14 protein-coding genes are annotated in these 17,837 nt (G+C 46.3%); 11 read left to right on the top strand and 3 right to left on the bottom strand.

The window, feature by feature from the left end; translation table 11 throughout:
• Nucleotides 1–64: 64 nt before the first annotated feature.
• The 9 genes from QK890_RS17755 to QK890_RS17715 all read left to right on the top strand — a co-directional run bounded on the left by QK890_RS17755 (nucleotide 65) and on the right by QK890_RS17715 (nucleotide 11,983).
• The gene (locus tag QK890_RS17755; protein WP_032540501.1) at nucleotides 65–1,426 is read left to right on the top strand and encodes a glutamate synthase subunit beta; all 1,362 of its coding nucleotides are present in this window, start codon (nucleotides 65–67) and stop codon (nucleotides 1,424–1,426) included.
• A gap of 54 nt (nucleotides 1,427–1,480) precedes the next feature.
• Entirely contained in the window at nucleotides 1,481–3,151 is a 1,671-nt protein-coding gene (gene asnB, locus QK890_RS17750; protein WP_032540500.1) for an asparagine synthase B, read from the top strand.
• Nucleotides 3,152–3,402: 251 nt separating this feature from the next.
• Nucleotides 3,403–4,164, top strand: a complete 762-nt coding sequence (locus tag QK890_RS17745; RefSeq protein WP_367627486.1) for a glycerophosphodiester phosphodiesterase family protein — start codon at nucleotides 3,403–3,405, stop codon at nucleotides 4,162–4,164.
• Nucleotides 4,165–4,426: 262 nt separating this feature from the next.
• Nucleotides 4,427–4,981 (top strand): DUF4251 domain-containing protein, encoded by a 555-nt coding sequence (locus QK890_RS17740; protein WP_367627485.1) that lies wholly within the window; start codon nucleotides 4,427–4,429, stop codon nucleotides 4,979–4,981.
• Nucleotides 4,982–5,217: 236 nt separating this feature from the next.
• Nucleotides 5,218–6,255, top strand: coding sequence for a sensor histidine kinase (locus QK890_RS17735; protein ID WP_005778311.1), 1,038 nt, complete (start codon nucleotides 5,218–5,220; stop codon nucleotides 6,253–6,255).
• A complete protein-coding gene (locus QK890_RS17730; RefSeq protein ID WP_234191172.1) occupies nucleotides 6,248–7,027 on the top strand; it encodes a LytTR family DNA-binding domain-containing protein in 780 nt (259 codons plus the stop codon). The genes QK890_RS17735 and QK890_RS17730 overlap by 8 nt, the downstream gene beginning before the upstream one ends.
• A gap of 461 nt (nucleotides 7,028–7,488) precedes the next feature.
• The gene (gene dapF, locus QK890_RS17725; RefSeq protein ID WP_367627484.1) at nucleotides 7,489–8,298 is read left to right on the top strand and encodes a diaminopimelate epimerase; all 810 of its coding nucleotides are present in this window, start codon (nucleotides 7,489–7,491) and stop codon (nucleotides 8,296–8,298) included.
• Between the two features lie 87 nt (nucleotides 8,299–8,385).
• On the top strand, nucleotides 8,386–9,618 hold the full coding sequence (locus QK890_RS17720) for an LL-diaminopimelate aminotransferase (RefSeq protein ID WP_005778316.1): 1,233 nt from the start codon (nucleotides 8,386–8,388) through the stop codon (nucleotides 9,616–9,618).
• A 175-nt stretch (nucleotides 9,619–9,793) separates the two neighbouring features.
• The gene (locus tag QK890_RS17715; protein ID WP_005778318.1) at nucleotides 9,794–11,983 is read left to right on the top strand and encodes a glutamine synthetase III; all 2,190 of its coding nucleotides are present in this window, start codon (nucleotides 9,794–9,796) and stop codon (nucleotides 11,981–11,983) included.
• Nucleotides 11,984–12,198: 215 nt separating this feature from the next.
• On the opposite strand, the gene QK890_RS17710 is transcribed toward QK890_RS17715, so the two are convergent.
• Complete coding sequence (locus QK890_RS17710) at nucleotides 12,199–12,765, bottom strand: HdeD family acid-resistance protein (RefSeq protein WP_005778321.1); 567 nt, start codon at nucleotides 12,763–12,765, stop codon at nucleotides 12,199–12,201.
• Nucleotides 12,766–12,935: 170 nt separating this feature from the next.
• On the opposite strand from QK890_RS17710, the gene QK890_RS17705 reads away from it, so the two are divergent.
• Both QK890_RS17705 and QK890_RS17700 read left to right on the top strand, forming a co-directional pair.
• Nucleotides 12,936–15,002 (top strand): RNA degradosome polyphosphate kinase, encoded by a 2,067-nt coding sequence (locus QK890_RS17705; RefSeq protein ID WP_186992675.1) that lies wholly within the window; start codon nucleotides 12,936–12,938, stop codon nucleotides 15,000–15,002.
• On the top strand, nucleotides 14,999–15,913 hold the full coding sequence (locus QK890_RS17700) for a Ppx/GppA family phosphatase (RefSeq protein ID WP_005806613.1): 915 nt from the start codon (nucleotides 14,999–15,001) through the stop codon (nucleotides 15,911–15,913). The genes QK890_RS17705 and QK890_RS17700 overlap by 4 nt, the downstream gene beginning before the upstream one ends.
• 154 nt (nucleotides 15,914–16,067) lie before the next feature.
• Here QK890_RS17700 and QK890_RS17695 read toward each other — a convergent pair whose 3' ends face one another.
• Both QK890_RS17695 and QK890_RS17690 read right to left on the bottom strand, forming a co-directional pair.
• Nucleotides 16,068–17,213: an iron-containing alcohol dehydrogenase gene (locus QK890_RS17695; RefSeq protein WP_367627483.1), complete on the bottom strand. Its 1,146-nt coding sequence runs from the start codon at nucleotides 17,211–17,213 to the stop codon at nucleotides 16,068–16,070.
• A 132-nt stretch (nucleotides 17,214–17,345) separates the two neighbouring features.
• Nucleotides 17,346–17,639, bottom strand: coding sequence for a hypothetical protein (locus QK890_RS17690; protein WP_165015058.1), 294 nt, complete (start codon nucleotides 17,637–17,639; stop codon nucleotides 17,346–17,348).
• Nucleotides 17,640–17,837 lie beyond the last annotated feature (198 nt).

Raw genomic sequence — 17,837 nt, 5'->3', positions numbered from 1 at the left:
TAAGCCGCCGAACCTGTATATCAGATACCAATCTCAATCGTAAACTATAAAATCGTAAATAAAAATGGGAGATCCAAAAGCATTCTTAAATATTCCCCGTCACGAGGCCGGATACCGCCCCGTACACGAGCGCATCACTGATTTCAGTGAGGTGGAACAGACCCTCAACACAAGTGACCGCAAACTTCAGGCTTCACGCTGCATGGATTGCGGTGTCCCCTTCTGCCATTGGGCTTGTCCGTTGGGCAACAAGCAACCCGAATGGCAAGACGCACTCTACAAGGGAAAATGGCGTGAGGCCTACCAGATATTGTCTGCCACGTGCGACTTCCCGGAGTTTACCGGACGCATCTGCCCGGCACTCTGTGAGAAGTCGTGCGTACTGAAGCTATCGTGTGACGCCCCTGTCACCATCCGTGAAAATGAAGCAGCCATCGTGGAAGCAGCTTTCCGAGAAGGTTATATCATGCCGGCAATTCCCAAACGAAATGGAAAACGGGTAGCCGTCATCGGTTCCGGCCCTGCCGGACTGACGGTTGCCAACCGCTTGAACCGCTCGGGGTATGCCGTCACCGTTTTCGATAAAGCAGCAGCTCCGGGTGGATTACTTCGCTACGGAATCCCCAATTTCAAACTGAATAAAGTCATTATCGACCGCCGGATGAAGCTCCTGGAAGCGGAAGGCATTGAATTCAGAATGGGAACCGAGATCGACACGCATAAACTCACTCCGGAGAGTCGCACTTCCGATTTCGATGCCTATTGCATCTGCACCGGAGCGGAAACACCCCGGGATCTGCCCATTCCGGGACGCGAGTTGAAAGGAATCCATTTCGCTCTTGAGCTGTTGAGCGGACAAAACCGAATCATTGAAGGAGAAACTTTTTCCAAAGACGGGCAAGTAAATGCGAAAGGCCGAAAAGTGCTGGTCATCGGTGGCGGAGACACAGGCTCCGATTGTATCGGCACAAGCATTCGTCAAGGGGCGGCCTGCGTGACACAAATCGAAATCATGCCCAAGCCTCCTGTTGCCCATAATCCTGCCACTCCGTGGCCACAATGGCCGGCTGTACTGAAAACCACCTCCAGCCACGAAGAAGGCTGTATCCGTCGCTGGAGCCTGACTTCCAACCGGTTCCTCGGAAAGAACGGTAAAGTCACCGGAGTGGAAGTAGAAGAAGTGGAATGGTTACCGGACCCCGTCAACGAACGCTCTATTATGAAGCCGACCGGAAAAAAGGAAATAATCGAAGCAGATATGGTTTTATTAGCGATGGGATTCCTCAAACCCGAACAGCCAGTATTTGCCGAAAACGTATTCATCGCCGGAGACGCGGCAACAGGCGCAAGCCTTGTGGTGCGTGCCATGGCAAGCGGACGTACAGCAGCGACAGAGATAGAAAAATATTTAAACGCCAAGCGGTGAACAGCACGTAGTTTATTCATCATCAGACATTAACCCTTTAAAACAATTACGATTATGTGTGGAATAGCAGGAATTTTTAATATAAAAATTCAGAGCAGAGAACTCAGAAGCAAAGCCTTACAGATGGCACGGAAAATTCGGCATCGGGGACCCGACTGGAGTGGAATTTATTGTGGTGGAAGTGCCATCCTGGCACACGAACGCCTTTCTATCGTCGACCCTCAAAGCGGAGGACAACCCCTTTACTCGCCCGACCGGAAACTGGTACTGGCCGTCAATGGCGAAATTTATAATCACCGTGACATCCGTGCCCGGTATGCCAGCCGTTACGAGTTCCAGACCGGAAGTGACTGTGAAGTGATCCTTGCACTTTACCGCGACAAAGGCATCCATTTCCTTGAGGAGCTCAACGGTATTTTTGCTTTCGCCCTTTATGATGAAGAGAAAGATGAATACCTGATCGCCCGTGACCCCATCGGAGTAATACCTTTATATATAGGAAAAGATTCCGAAGGACACATCTACTTTGGCAGCGAGCTCAAGGCACTCGAAGGATTCTGCGACGAGTACGAGCCCTTCCTTCCCGGACACTACTATCACAGTAAAGAAGGAAAAATGAAACGCTGGTATACCCGCGACTGGATGGATTATGAAAAAGTGGCGAAAGAAAACGGCACCTCTCCCTGCCGGCAGATTCATGACGCTCTTGAAGAAGCAGTACACCGCCAGCTGATGTCCGACGTACCTTACGGAGTACTTCTTTCGGGCGGACTGGACAGCTCTGTTATCTCTGCCATTGCCAAGAAGTATGCAGCCAAACGTATTGAAACGGACGGTGCAAGCGATGCCTGGTGGCCGCAGCTCCACTCCTTTGCTGTCGGGCTGAAGGGTGCACCGGACTTAGTCAAGGCACGTGAAGTGGCCGAATACATCGGTACTGTTCATCACGAAATAAACTACACCCTTCAGGAAGGGCTCGATGCAATCCGGGATGTCATTTATTTCATCGAGACATACGATGTCACTACCGTCCGGGCTTCCACACCGATGTATCTATTGGCACGTGTCATCAAGTCGATGGGCATCAAGATGGTACTAAGCGGTGAAGGTGCCGACGAAATCTTCGGCGGTTACCTCTATTTCCACAAAGCACCCGATGCCCGTACCTTTCACGAAGAGACCGTACGCAAACTGTCTAAACTGCATCTATACGATTGTCTTCGCGCCAATAAGAGCCTGGCAGCGTGGGGAGTGGAAGGACGTGTCCCTTTCCTCGACAAAGAGTTTCTCGATGTGGCAATGCGGCTTGATCCCAAAGTAAAAATGGCTCCGGGAAAAGTCATCGAAAAGAAAGTCCTGCGTGAAGCCTTTGCGGGTATGCTCCCCTCCGGCATCGCTTGGCGCCAAAAGGAGCAGTTCAGTGACGGTGTAGGATATAGTTGGATAGATACGTTGAAAGAGATCACCGCAACGGCTGTCAGTGACGACCAGATGGCACACGCTGCAGAACGTTTTCCCATCCATCCCCCAATGAATAAGGAAGAGTATTACTACCGCAGTATCTTCGAAGAGCACTTCCCCAGTGAAAGCGCTGCCCGCAGTGTGCCCAGCATTCCCAGTGTAGCCTGTTCGACAGCCGAGGCACTAACATGGGACACCGCATTCAAGAACCTGAACGATCCCAGCGGACGTGCCGTAAAAGGGATACACGTAGAAGCATATTAAAAAGGGGGTAACTCTAATAGGCAAAGGGTGTAGCCATCGGACGCTCAGGGTGTAGCCCCGACAAACGGATGGCTACACCCTATCCACAGAAGCGTTGCTCCTACCCATACTCCCATTTTCGGTACACAGGAATGTATTGTAAAGAGATTTAAAAGAAATTTATAGCTTTGTTTAACGCAGATTAGCATCCTTATTCTGCTGATTTGCGTTACTTTTTTATATCTTTGAAGGCGAACCAAAAACTGAAATATATGAAAATAAAAAAACTTCTGTTTGCCTCTGCCTTACTTTTCTCGGCATATAATGTCTCTGCACAAACCCAGGTTATTGCCCATCGCGGATTCTGGAAAACCGAGGGTTCTGCGCAAAACAGTATCGCCGCCTTGCTAAAAGCCGACTCCATCGGATGCTACGGTTCGGAGTTTGATGTATGGCTGGCAGCCGATGACCAGTTAGTGGTCAACCATGATCCCACATTTAAAGGGAAAAGGATGGAAAACTCACCTTCCACCGCACTGACAGCCATCAAACTGGATAACGGGGAGAGCCTGCCTACCCTTGCCAAATACTTGAAAGCGGCACAACCGCTACACACCCGGTTGATTCTTGAGCTGAAAGCACACAGCACCCCACTCCGCGAAACAAAAGCCATCGAAAAAATCGTTTCCCTGGTCAAAGACATGGGACTGGAGAAACGGATGGAATATATCACCTTCTCCCTGCATGCCACAAAAGAATTTATCCGCTTGGCTCCGGAAGGCACTCCCGTCTACTATCTCGACGGTAACCTGTCACCCAAGGAGCTGAAAGAATTAGGATGTGCCGGGCCGGACTATCATTACACAGTATTCCGCAAACATCCCGAATGGATCCGGGAATGCCATGATTTGGGCATGAAAGTGAATGCCTGGACTGTGAACAAGACGGATGACATGAAATGGCTGATTGATCGTAAAGTAGATTTCATCACCACCAATGAACCGGTACAACTGCAAAATCTGTTGAAAAAATAAATCTCCGTATCCAATCATTTTTTTAATTCTCCCTTGAGTGAGTACACGCCCACTCAAGGGAGTTTTTTCAATCCCGACTTCGTGTCTCATAGCTACAAAAACCATTCCGTATCTATTTAAAATGTTACTTTTACGATTCAGCATACCATATTTACAATTTAGCAACTACCGTTTACAATTCAGAAAATAAACTTGAAAAAAAATAAAGCAAACGTTCTATCTTTGAGCAAAAGAAAATATATAACTTTAAAAAATTAGAATCATGAAAAAGTTATCAGTATTACCGGTGTTGCTGTTATTCGTTTGTCTGGAAAATGTACAGGCACAAACAGCAAAAGAAATGACACGTAAACAAAAGAAAGCTGAACAGGAATTACTGGATCAAGCATTATTTGATGAAGCCAAACAGGCAATTACCATGAAAAATTTCATTTTAGAGGCCGACCATGTGATATTTAAGTACGGTACATCGGCCTTCGTTTCTTCGAATACAAATTTTGTAGCAGTAAAAGATGACAAGGCCGTGGTTCAGGTAGCTTTCAACATACCCGTTAGCGGTCCTAACGGTTTGGGTGGTATCACCGTCGAAGGTAGTACCTCCAACTACAAACAGACTACCGACAAAAAAGGAAATATATTCGTATCAATGAGCGTAATGGGAACCGGAATATCCGCACAAGTAAACATTCGCTTGGACAAGGGAAGTAATAATGCGTCGGTAGATATAAGTCCGAACTTCAATTCAAATCGTTTCACACTGACCGGAAGTTTACTTCCTTTGACTAAAGCTAACGTTTTCAAAGGTACATCACTTTAAGGTAAAAAGATTGTTTTCAGGCCATAATCAAGTATTAAAGTAATAATTACATTATCCATAAAAGTGAATTACCGGACGGAATTACGGAATAAGAGAATAACGCCAGTTTCCGCATAGGCATTTGTTTATACTATTTTCCGAGAAACAAGAGGTTGCCCAGAACCATTGTGATATTTTGTGTCTCCTCTTGTTTTTTTTACTAAATTTGTAATATACACATAAAGTCTACAATCAATATGCGACAAAAATACAATCATTTGTTCAATGGCTTGCTATTCTCAGGGTTAGCATCTTTTTCATATCTGTTTCTCGTGCTGTACTCCGACTTGGCTCCGAAGCATTTGGAAGTATTGATTTCTTTTAAGTCGTTCATATTGATACTTGCCGCTTTTAATCTGGTTGGTTTCGGAGTATTGATGATTCACAACTGGCAGAAGCGCAGTTTCCAGTTCCTGGTCAAACGCAAAGATCGATTAATTATTGACTGCATCCTTACTGCGATCATACTGTTTTTGATGAATTATCTGGTCTGGTCAATAGTAAAAGCCATATTTGAGGTTCCCGAACCTTTTATCCTAAAAGGCCGAGGATTAAGAATAATAGCCTTGGTCTGGTTAGTAGAAATGGTGATAACCAATCTAACTTTGACTATCAACTTCTACAGGCAATTGGTTCTTTTGCACGAAAAGGCAGAGCAATTTGAAGAAGCTTCCATAAAAGCCCAATACGTAGCCTTACAGAATCAACTGAATCCGCATTTTCTTTTCAACAGCCTCAATACGCTTATCTCCGAAATAGAATATTCTCCCCGAAACGCCGTTCTATTCACCCAGCGCTTGTCCGACGTATACCGGTATATATTACAAAGCCAGCAACAGCGCTTGGTTACTTTAAAATCGGAATTGTCTTTCATTGATTCCTACATCTTTCTTCATAAAGTTCGTTTAGGAGATTGTATCCGAATCGATAACAAGGTAGAGTTACACAATTACGATTTGAAGTTACCTTCGTTGGCCCTACAGTTATTAGTAGAAAACGTCATTAAACACAACATTATTAATATGGATTATCCGATGAAGATACTGATTGATTACGAACAACAAAGTGGTATGTTGGCGGTAACCAATGAAATTAGAGTAAAGCCCAATGTAGCTACTACGGGAATGGGGCTAAAGAATCTTTCAATCCGCTATCGCCTGATATGCGATAAGAATATCCTCATAGAAAGTAATACTAATTATTTCACCGTTAAAGTTCCCCTATTAAATGAATAAAATTACAGCTGTTATTATTGAAGACGAAATTCCGGCGGCCCGCCGATTGAATAAGATCATAAATGAAATACGTCCCGAATGGCAAGTCACGATATTGCCCGGCAGTGTAGAAAAAAGTGTAGAATGGTTTAATAAGAATCCACATCCGGATATTGTTTTTCTTGACATACAACTGACAGACGGCATTTCATTCACATTTATCGAACAAGCACGTCCGGAGAGCACTATCATCTTTACCACTGCATACGATGAATATGCTATTAGGGCTTTTGCCGTCAATAGCATTGACTATTTACTTAAACCGATAGACAGTGTCCGGCTGGAAGAAGCTATTGCCAAGTTCGAACATCTTACCACCAAATATCTGGTACAGGAGCAAAAGACAACCGATCTAATAGACATTTTACAAAACATAGCCAATCCGTGCAAAAAGTATCGCACCCGTTTTCTTATATCAGGCGAAGATAAACTTTTTACCCTGCAAGTTGAAGATATCGCCTATTTCTATTCTGAAAACAAAATAACTTTTGCCGTTACCAAGCAAAACAGGGAACATATTATCGATCTCTCTCTGGACAAGCTGATGGAACAACTCAATCCGGATATCTTTTTCCGAAGTAGCCGGCAAACAGTGATCAGTATTAACGCTATTGAGCGGATTGAATCGTATTTTCTGGGAAAAGCCATTTTACATGTAAAACCTCCTTTTAAAGATAAGATAATCGTCAGCCGTGATAAAATACCTCAGTTGAAACTTTGGTTAAACTACTAAAAGCATTACATATCTTAGACATTTGAAATTGTTTTATCTCCTCCATCATTGATACAGAGATTTAACTGTATCCAACTTCGGACTCAAATACATATTCTGATACAGTCCGGTTAGCCGCACACAAAAAGAAAGCATTTAAGAAGAAAGAGGTTTCATTCTGTCAGGATGGAGCCTCTTTCCTCTTTTATAAAGATGCCCAATTGATCTAAATCAATTCATCCATCCTATCCCAAAATCCTAAAAGAGACACAGAACAAAATCGCTTCATTACAGTTTATTAAAAATACGCAGCATTCTTATTTCAATTCAGAAGTAAAAACAGGCAGAAATATCAAAAAGTGAAAGATCTCTTAAAATAAATAGATATAAGACATGCTTTTAATAGAAATACAAAACAAAAAGTCATATCTTTGCATAGTAATAAAACAAAAGGATACATCAATCGATTAATACAGATCAAAATGACAAGAACGATTCAATTCACCAAAATGCATGGGGCAGGAAACGATTACATCTATGTAAATACCCTCAAGTTTCCTATCCGCAATCCCGGTAAAACAGCCATCGAATGGAGTGCCTGCCATACGGGGATCGGCAGTGACGGGCTCGTTTTGATCGGTCATTCGGACAAAGCAGATTTCAGCATGCGCATATTCAATGCCGACGGTTCGGAAGCAATGATGTGCGGTAACGCAAGCCGGTGCATCGGCAAGTATCTTTATGAATACGGACTGACCTCAAAAAACATCATCACCTTGGAAACCCTCTCGGGTATCAAAGTGCTGAAACTGCACCTTGAAGCCCAAACGGTAAAAGCCGTAACGGTTGATATGGGTGTACCACTGGAAACCGGAACAATAGATTTCGACAACAAATTTCCATTCGTCTCCACGCAAGTATCGATGGGGAATCCGCACCTCGTCACCTTCGTGGACGATATCCGAAGTATAGACCTTCCGGAGATCGGCCCGAAGCTGGAAAAACATCCGCTTTTCCCCGACCGTACGAACGTGGAGTTTGCACAGATAACAGGAGAAAACAAGATCCGTATGCGGGTGTGGGAAAGGGGATCGGGCATTACACAGGCCTGCGGGACAGGCGCCTGTGCAACAGCCGTAGCGGCCCATCTCACCGGACGGACGGGACGAACCGTAGATATCGTGATGGACGGAGGCACACTGACCATAGAGTGGGACGAAGCAACAGACCATGTATACATGACCGGACCGGCAGTTAAAGTATTCGACGGAACAATAGAACTAAGAGAATAGTTAATGGATTTCAGGTATCAGTCCATTTGATAAGGTATAAAGATTCAGTTTTCAGGAATAACATTTCAAACTTAAAACAAGAACAATATGGCATTAGTAAACGAACATTTTTTGAAATTACCGGGAAGCTACTTGTTCTCGGACATAGCGAAGAAGGTCAATACTTTTAAAATAACACACCCGAAGCAGGACATCATCCGGCTGGGGATCGGCGATGTGACCCGTCCCCTTCCGAATGCCTGCATCGAGGCCATGCACAAGGCAGTCGAAGAGATGACGTCTACCGAAACCTTTCGCGGATACGGTCCCGAACAAGGATACGATTTCCTGATTGAGGCCATTATCAAAAACGACTATGCTCCACGGGGTATCCATCTTTCGCCTACGGAAGTATTTATCAACGACGGCGCCAAAAGTGATACGGGTAATATCGGAGACATTCTCCGTCACGATAACAGTGTAGGTGTCACAGATCCCATTTATCCGGTTTACATCGACAGCAACGTGATGTGCGGACGTGCCGGAGTGCTGGATACCGAAAGTGGCAAATGGAGCAACGTCACTTATATGCCTTGTACCGCCGAGAATCATTTCATCCCGGCCATTCCGGAGAAACGCATTGACATCGTCTACCTCTGTTATCCCAATAATCCCACCGGTACAACGCTGACAAAAGCTGAACTGAAGAAATGGGTAGATTACGCACTGGCCAATGATACCCTGATCCTGTTTGACGCAGCTTACGAGGCCTACATTCGGGAACCGGATATCCCCCACTCCATCTACGAAATCAAAGGAGCCAAGAAATGTGCCATCGAGTTTCGCAGCTTCTCGAAAACAGCAGGTTTCACCGGAATACGCTGTGGATATACCGTTGTGCCGAAAGAGCTGACGGCAGCCACACTCGAGGGAGAACGCATCCCTCTGAACCGGATGTGGAACCGCCGCCAATGCACCAAGTTCAACGGAACGTCTTATATCACCCAACGTGCCGCAGAGGCGGTTTATAGCCCCGAGGGGAAAGAACAGATACAGGAAACGATCAATTATTATATGACAAACGCCCGCATCATGAAAGAAGGACTGGAATCCACCGGACTGAAAGTATACGGAGGAGTAAACGCACCTTATTTGTGGGTAAAGACTCCCAATGGAACCAGTTCGTGGCGTTTCTTCGACCAGATGTTGTACGAAGCCAATGTAGTGGGAACTCCGGGAGTCGGTTTCGGCCCCAGCGGAGAAGGTTACATCCGCCTGACGGCATTTGGCGAACGAAACGATTGCATCGAGGCAATGCGGCGCATCAAGAACTGGCTGTAAAGCTTTCATGTGATACGGGTAACATGAATACAAAGCGGAGATGAATACGGTTTCACCACAGATTGACGCGGATTAAAGAATTGTTCCGTTGATGATTAAGATTTAAAAATCTGTGGAAATCCGTGTAATCTGTGGTGAATCAAAACCCAAACAGTTTATAAATAATTCAATCATTATGTCAAAACTCAGATTCAGAGTCGTAGAAACGGCCTTTAAGAAAAAAGCCGTAGAAGTGGCAACTCCCACCGAACGCCCGTCGGAATACTTCGGGATGTACGTTTTCAACAAGGAAAAGATGTTTAAGTACCTGCCAAGCCATGTGTTCAGCAAACTGACCGACGTGATTGACAACGGCGCACCACTGGATCGCAGTATCGCCGACGAGGTTGCAGCCGGTATGAAGAAATGGGCCATCGAGATGGGGGCCACACACTATACCCATTGGTTTGCTCCACTGACCGAAGGCACTGCCGAAAAGCACGACGCTTTTGTAGAACATGATGGAAAAGGGGGGATGATGGAAGAATTCACCGGAAAACTGCTGGTTCAGCAGGAACCGGATGCCTCGTCTTTCCCGAACGGAGGTATCCGCAACACTTTCGAAGCTCGTGGTTACAGTGCATGGGATCCCTCCTCACCTGCTTTCATTGTAGACGATACGCTGTGCATACCGACTATCTTCATCGCCTATACAGGTGAATCGCTCGATTACAAAGCACCGTTACTGAAAGCGCTGAGGGCAGTAGACAAAGCTGCTGTAGCCGTTTGCCGTTACTTCAATCCGGATGTAAAAAAAGTATATGCCTACCTGGGATGGGAACAAGAGTACTTCCTGGTAGACGAAGGCTTATACGCCGCCCGTCCGGACCTGCTGCTGACCGGACGTACCCTGATGGGGCATGACAGCGCCAAGAACCAACAGCTCGAAGACCATTACTTTGGTGCCATCCCCACCCGCGTAGCCGCTTTCATGAAAGATCTGGAAGTGGAAGCATTGAAACTGGGCATCCCCGTAAAAACACGCCACAACGAAGTAGCGCCCAATCAGTTTGAGCTGGCCCCTATCTTCGAAGAGTGCAACCTGGCCAATGACCACAACCTGCTGATCATGTCCCTGATGCGCAAAGTTAGCCGCCGCCACGGCTTCCGTGTACTGCTCCACGAAAAACCGTTCAAAGGTGTCAACGGATCGGGCAAACACAACAACTGGTCGCTGGGCACGGACACCGGCATCCTGCTGATGGCTCCGGGCAAGACTCCGGAAGATAACCTGCGTTTCGTAACATTCGTCGTCAATACACTGATGGCTGTTTATCACCATAACGGACTTCTGAAAGCATCCATCTCCAGTGCCACCAATGCACACCGGCTGGGAGCCAACGAAGCACCTCCCGCCATCATCTCCTCTTTCCTGGGCAAGCAGCTTTCACAAGTGTTGGAACACATTGAAGAAAGTACGAAAGATGACCTGATCAGCCTGAGCGGCAAACAGGGCATGAAGCTGGACATCCCACAGATACCCGAATTGCTGATTGACAATACGGACCGGAACCGTACTTCACCTTTCGCATTCACCGGAAACCGTTTCGAATTCCGTGCCGTAGGGTCCGAAGCCAACTGTGCCAGCGCAATGATAGCCCTGAACGCGGCTGTCGCCGACCAGTTGAAACGGTTTAAAAAAGATGTAGACAAGCAGATTGAGAAGGGAGAGCCCAAGATTTCGGCCATTCTCGACGTGATCCGGAAATATATCAAGGAATGCAAAGCCATTCATTTCGACGGCAACGGATACAGCGACGAATGGAAAAAAGAAGCCGCCCGTCGCGGTCTGGATTGTGAAACAAGCGTTCCTGTCATCTTCGACAACTATCTGCGCCCCGAAACGATAGCCATGTTCGAAGCTGTGGGCGTGATGAACCGGAAAGAACTGAAGGCCCGCAACGAAGTGAAATGGGAAACTTATACCAAGAAAATCCAGATTGAAGCCCGCGTATTGGGTGATCTGGCCATGAACCATATCATCCCTGTTGCTACACAGTACCAGACAGACCTGATAGATAATGTATATAAAATGAAATCCCTCTTTCCGGAAGAAAAAGCAGCCCGACTTTCTGCCAAGAACCTGGAACTGATTGAAGAGATTGCCGACCGTACCGCTTTCATCAAGGAACATGTAGACGCAATGATCGAAGCCCGCAAAGTGGCAAATAAGATAGAAAGTGAACGCGAAAAAGCCATTGCTTACCACGACACCATCGTGCCGGCTCTGGAAGAGATTCGTTACCACATCGACAAACTGGAACTGATTGTCGACAACCAGATGTGGACACTGCCTAAATACAGAGAGTTGTTATTTATAAGATAAACAGTCTTAAGAGAGTGTGTTGAAACTCACCACAGAGGACACAGAGTAACATAGAGTAAATTTTAAACCATTGATTATCAATGTTGATAACCTGTGGAAATCGGTGTAATCTGTGGTGAAAAGTTTTTGGCACATCCCCTTCAGAAACCTATTTCTTTTGTTGGTTGTTTTAAGTTTGCAGGGGGAGGATTGCCGTGAGGCAACCCTCTCTTCTTTTATTCAATGATCTCCGCGTCCTCTATCTCTCCTTTCACCGGAGTTTTAGGACGGCGACGGGCAAACTTGAACCAGTTAATCAGTTCGGAAATGGCATAAACCAAGCTGCTGATACCGATAATCATGAAAGCCGTGTTGCGTGCTCCGGTAGGATTGAACAGGGCTACGACACCCGCTATCAGGATCAGGGCCGGTATCACATAAAAGCCGCCCGGCACAGGCATCCAGCGACGTGCCATCGAAAGGGATGCAATCTGTTGTACGCCTCCCATAATCAGGATAAAGCCCAGCAGGAACATCAGTACATCGGCAAAGAAGCCCGGCATCGTAACCAGCCAGAGTCCGAAGAGCAGACTTCCAACCCCCTCGATAGGGAAACGGCGGGACACACCCGGTTCGGGTTTGGTACCGAAATAACCAATCAGCACAATAAATCCCGGAATCAGGAACAATATGCCAATGGTTATGACAATATAATTAATTGCCGCGTCCGGCCAGAGCACCAACACCAGGCCGATGACAAGTGCACAAATAGTGCGGATAAGAGAATAATTCATTGATTTCATATCTTACATTTTTTTAACGGGGTATCCCGCATACTTTCTGCGAATATACGTGTTTCTGTCTACATATAAAAAGAACAAATGATTTTTGTAATAAGTTCATAGCAAGAATGTAATATCTATTACATCGCAGAAGCATACTTTTGCAAAAAAATAAGTAAACTCTTATCCGAATGAAATCAGACGAAGCGAGACGTAAAAAGCTTTATGTAGAACGGGACATCAGTTGGATGTACTTTAATCAACGCATTTTGCTTGAAGCTGCCCGCCCGGAAGTTCCCTTACTGGAGCAACTTACTTTCCTGGGCATTTACTCAAACAACTTAGACGAGTTTTTCCGTGTTCGTGTGGCTACATTGAACCGTATTGTGGAGTATGGCGACAAAAATATCCGCGAAGAACGTGATACGGCCGCACGCACACTGAAGCAGATCGGCAAACTGCACAATCAGTACTACCGGCAATTTGAAGAAACGTTCGCTTCGATCATGGAAAAGTTGAAACAAGAAAACATCCATGTCATCAAAGACACCGAACTCACACCGGAACAAGAGCTCTTCATCACTTCACTCTACCGGAACCGGTTGAATGGTTCTACCAACCCGCTCTTTCTCAATAAAACCTCCCGCCAACCGGACGACCAGACCGACGAAGACATCTACCTGGCCATCCGCCTGCAACGCAAAGACGGCGAGGGAAAAGTGAAAGTAAGAGATTATGCCGTCATCGAACTTCCCACCAACGAGTTCGGACGTTTCATCCGTCTGCCGGATTCGGACGGTAAAACGTATCTGATGTTCCTGGATGACGTCATCCGCTACTGCCTGCCGATGATCTTCATAGGTATGAACTATACGGATTATGAAGCCTATACCTTCAAATTCACCAAAGATGCCGAAATGGAGATAGACAGCGACTTGCGTACGGGTGTACTTCAAAAGATATCAAAAGGGGTGAAAAGCCGGAAGCGTGGTGAACCGATCCGTTTCGTCTATGACCAACAGATGCCGAAAGACCTGCTGCGAAAGCTGACCGACCGCCTCAACGTAGACAAAAACGACACCCGTGTAGCCGGCGGACGTTATCATAACTTCAAAGACCTGATGAAGTTCCCCGACTGCGGGCGCACTGACCTGAAATACCCTGCCTGGCCTCCCGTCTTCAAGCAGGAGCTGAACGGTGAGGAAAGTATCCTGAAACTGATCCGGAAGCAAGACCGCTCGCTGCATTACCCCTATCAATCGTTCGACACGGTGATACGCGTACTGCGTGAAGCGGCCATCAGCAAAGAGGTGAGAAGCATCAAGATGACTCTCTATCGCCTGGCCAAAGATTCGAAGGTAGTGAAAGCCTTGATCTGTGCGGCACAAAACGGGAAAAAGGTGACCGTCATCATCGAGTTGCTTGCCCGCTTCGACGAAGCCTCCAACATCAATTGGAGCAAACGTATGCAGGATGCCGGAATCAAAGTGATCTTCGGAGTGGAAGGACTGAAGATTCACTCCAAACTGATACATATCGGAACACGGTTCGGTGATCTGGCTTGTATCAGCACCGGAAACTTTCACGAAGGAAACGCACGGATGTACACCGATTTCACTATCATGACCGCACACCGGTCCATCGTACGCGAGGTCAACTCGGTATTCGATTTTATCGAGAAGCCGTATCTTCCCGCCAACTTCAAAGAACTGCTCGTGTCACCCAACGATATGCGCAAACGGCTGATAGCACTGATCAACAAGGAAATCAAAAACAAGCAGCAAGGAAAAGAGGCCTACATCCTTGCCAAAGTGAACCACATCACCGACCGGGCGCTGGTACAGAAACTCTACGAGGCTTCGACAGCCGGCGTACAGATAGACCTGGTGGTCCGGGGCAACTGTTCACTGGTGACCGGTGTGCCCCGAATCAGCGACAACATCCGGATCAACGGTATCATTGACCGTTACCTGGAACATCCGCGTATCTTTATCTTTGCCAACGGAGGAGAAGAGAAATATTATATAGGATCGGCGGACTGGATGCCCCGCAACCTGGACAACCGCATCGAAGTGCTCACACCCGTATACGATAAAGCGATACAGGATGAACTGAAAAAAGTGGTCTGCTACGGACTCCGCGATACGGCCAAAGGACGCATCGTAGACGGCAGCGGCGAAAACAAGACATGGGAGGAAAGCGGTGTCCCTTTCCGCTCTCAGGAAGAATTATACAAATACTATAAAGAATCAGAATGAAGAAAGTAAACTATGCCGCCATCGACATTGGTTCCAATGCCGTGCGGTTATTGATAAAGAGTGTAAACGAGGAAGGATCGCCCGAAGGATTATTAAGCAAAGTTCAACTGATACGTATCCCCCTCAGGTTAGGTGAAGACGCTTTTACCACCGGAGAAATATCAGAAGAGAAAGCCGGGAAACTGATCCGGCTGATGAAAGCCTACAAGCAACTGATGAAGATATTCGAAGTGTCAGATTACCGCGCCTGTGCCACCTCGGCCATGCGTGATGCCCGCAACGGGAAAGCAATCACACGCAGAATAGAAAAGAAAACCGGTATCCGCGTCGAAATCATCGACGGGCAGGAAGAGGCGCATATCGTATACGATAACCACATCGAACAGCTTTTTGCTTCGGGACAGAACTACCTGTACGTTGACGTCGGTGGTGGTAGCACGGAAATCAACCTGATCTGCGACGCAGAACTCAAAAGCTCACGTTCCTATAATATCGGTACCGTGCGTATGCTCAGCGGCATGGTAAAGAACGAAGAAAAAGAACAGATGCGCTCCGACCTTCAGGCGCTGGCTGCCGAATATTCCTCCATCCAGATCATCGGATCGGGAGGCAATATCAATAAACTTTTCCGCCTGGCGGACAAAAAGGACAAAAAACAATCTTTCCTTCCCGTCGAGTCGTTACAGGAAATCTGCGAAACCCTGAAGCCCCTCTCTAAAGAAGAACGGATCAAACAGTTCAAACTGAAGCCTGACCGGGCAGATGTAATTGTCCCGGCAGCGGAAATCTTTCTGGAAGTGGCAAAACAGGTGAACGCAACCGGTATCACAGTCCCGACCATCGGGCTATCAGACGGTATCATCGACAGCCTTTATACCAAAAACATGCGGACGGAAAACGATGAACGATGAACGGAGACTCACCACAGAGGACACAGAGTACACAGAGAAAAGATTATAGAGATGGATCATCCGTACTTAGCATATCTGTGCATTCCGAGTAATCTGTGGTGAAAAAACATAAAAGAACTCTGTGCCCTCTGTGTACTCTGTGGTGAATACAAGACTAAAGTGCGCTCTTCAGGATTTCCTTCGCAACAGCTCCGGTCACATTTTCGTTCTCGCCATATTTCACACCCCGTTCATTGAAACGGCGTTCTATTTCATCAATCGTCTCCATGCCGATGCCCTCCTCACTCAGGCGGGTAGTCAGCCCCAATGAACGGAAAAACTCCTCTGTACGGCGGATCGTTTCATCGATACGTTCGTCACGGGTCCCGGAAGTAATGCCGAGTACCCTCTCGCCATATTGCAGAATCTTATCACCTTTCACCTTGCGAAGCACACGCAGAGTAGCGGGGAATACTATGACCAGTGTATGTCCGTGTGTCAGTCCATGAAGTGCGGTCAGTTCGTGCCCGATCATGTGCGTAGCCCAGTCCTGAGATACTCCCATAGCGATAAAGCCGTTCAGTGCCATCGTTGCCGACAACATAAAATCGGCCATCAGCTGATAATCGTGCTGATTCTCACGGATCTTCGGAGCTATCTCCATCAAGGTTTGCAGGATGCCTTCCGCCCAGCGGTCCATCACCCTACTCTGTCCCGGGGTTGTCATGTATTGCTCCATCACATGTACAAACGTATCAGCAATACCGCAGGCCACCTGATGGGGCGGCAGTGTAAACGTCACTTCCGGATCGAGAATGGAGAATAAGGGATAATTGGAATAGAAAGGATATTTCTCTTTGGTTTCATGACGCGAAATCACGGCTCCGCTGTTCATTTCCGATCCCGTGGCAGGCAGAGTGAGGACAGTAGCAAGAGGAACGGTATTTGTCACCGGACGTCCGGCAAGCACCAGATCCCACGCATCCCCATCGTACAACAGTCCGGCAGAAATCAGCTTCGTGCCATCGATGACCGATCCGCCTCCCACAGCCAGCAGATAGTCCACCTTCTCCTCTTTTCCAAGGGCAATGGCTTTACGTAAAGTCTCAATGGAAGGATTAGGCTCAATGCCCCAGAACTCTACAGTGAAATGATTCTTCAGGGCTTCTTTCACTTGGTTGTATACACCGTTTTTTTTCACGCTACCGCCACCGAAGGTAATCATCACCCGCTTGTCTGCCGGTATCTCTTTACTCAACCGGGCAATCATCCCGTGTCCCATGATCAGCTTCACGGGATTCTGAAAAATAAAATTATCCATAGGTTATCAGTTTATATCATCATTTATACGATATTCAATCAGATACAAAAATAATCGCTTCTTTCCGGAAAACAAAAAGATTTGCAGGGGAATCATGCGGAAAAAAACACTTAAGTGTTTCTCAGGAAAGACTTAAGTGTTTCCGGCAAAAGACTTAAACGTTTTCGGAAAACGTCTAAGCGTTTCGCTGAAAAGACTTAAGTGTTTAGGACGAAAAATACAAGTCTTTAGTTTACAGGTAGCCAAGCGTTGATATCCTCGGCTACAAAAAGCCAGTAAAGCAGCAACAGGATGAATATGACAACGGCAATCGCAATTAAAACTTTTCTTTGTTTCATAATGTTTGGTTTCTGTTTTTAAATAATTTATATCTGAAGAAACAATATAAATAACAAAATGTTTAAAAAGGACTTCTATTTCGAGCATTCACCAATTCTTTCTTACACTCAATGTATATATAATATACATCGGTTAGGTCCAAAGGCTCAAGGTTCATTCTATGGGATTCATCCTCTGGGAAAACACAAAGAATCCCCTGCATACAACATTAAAAATCAAATAATTACATACAAACATCTCTAATAATAGTGGACACAAAAACAGATAATGCGTAACTCTAAAAAC

It is taken from the genome of Bacteroides sp. NGMCC 1.200775, from assembly GCF_040798045.1.
GTDB lineage: Bacteria > Bacteroidota > Bacteroidia > Bacteroidales > Bacteroidaceae > Bacteroides > Bacteroides hominis.
This window is presented reverse-complemented; position numbering and strand designations above follow the sequence as displayed.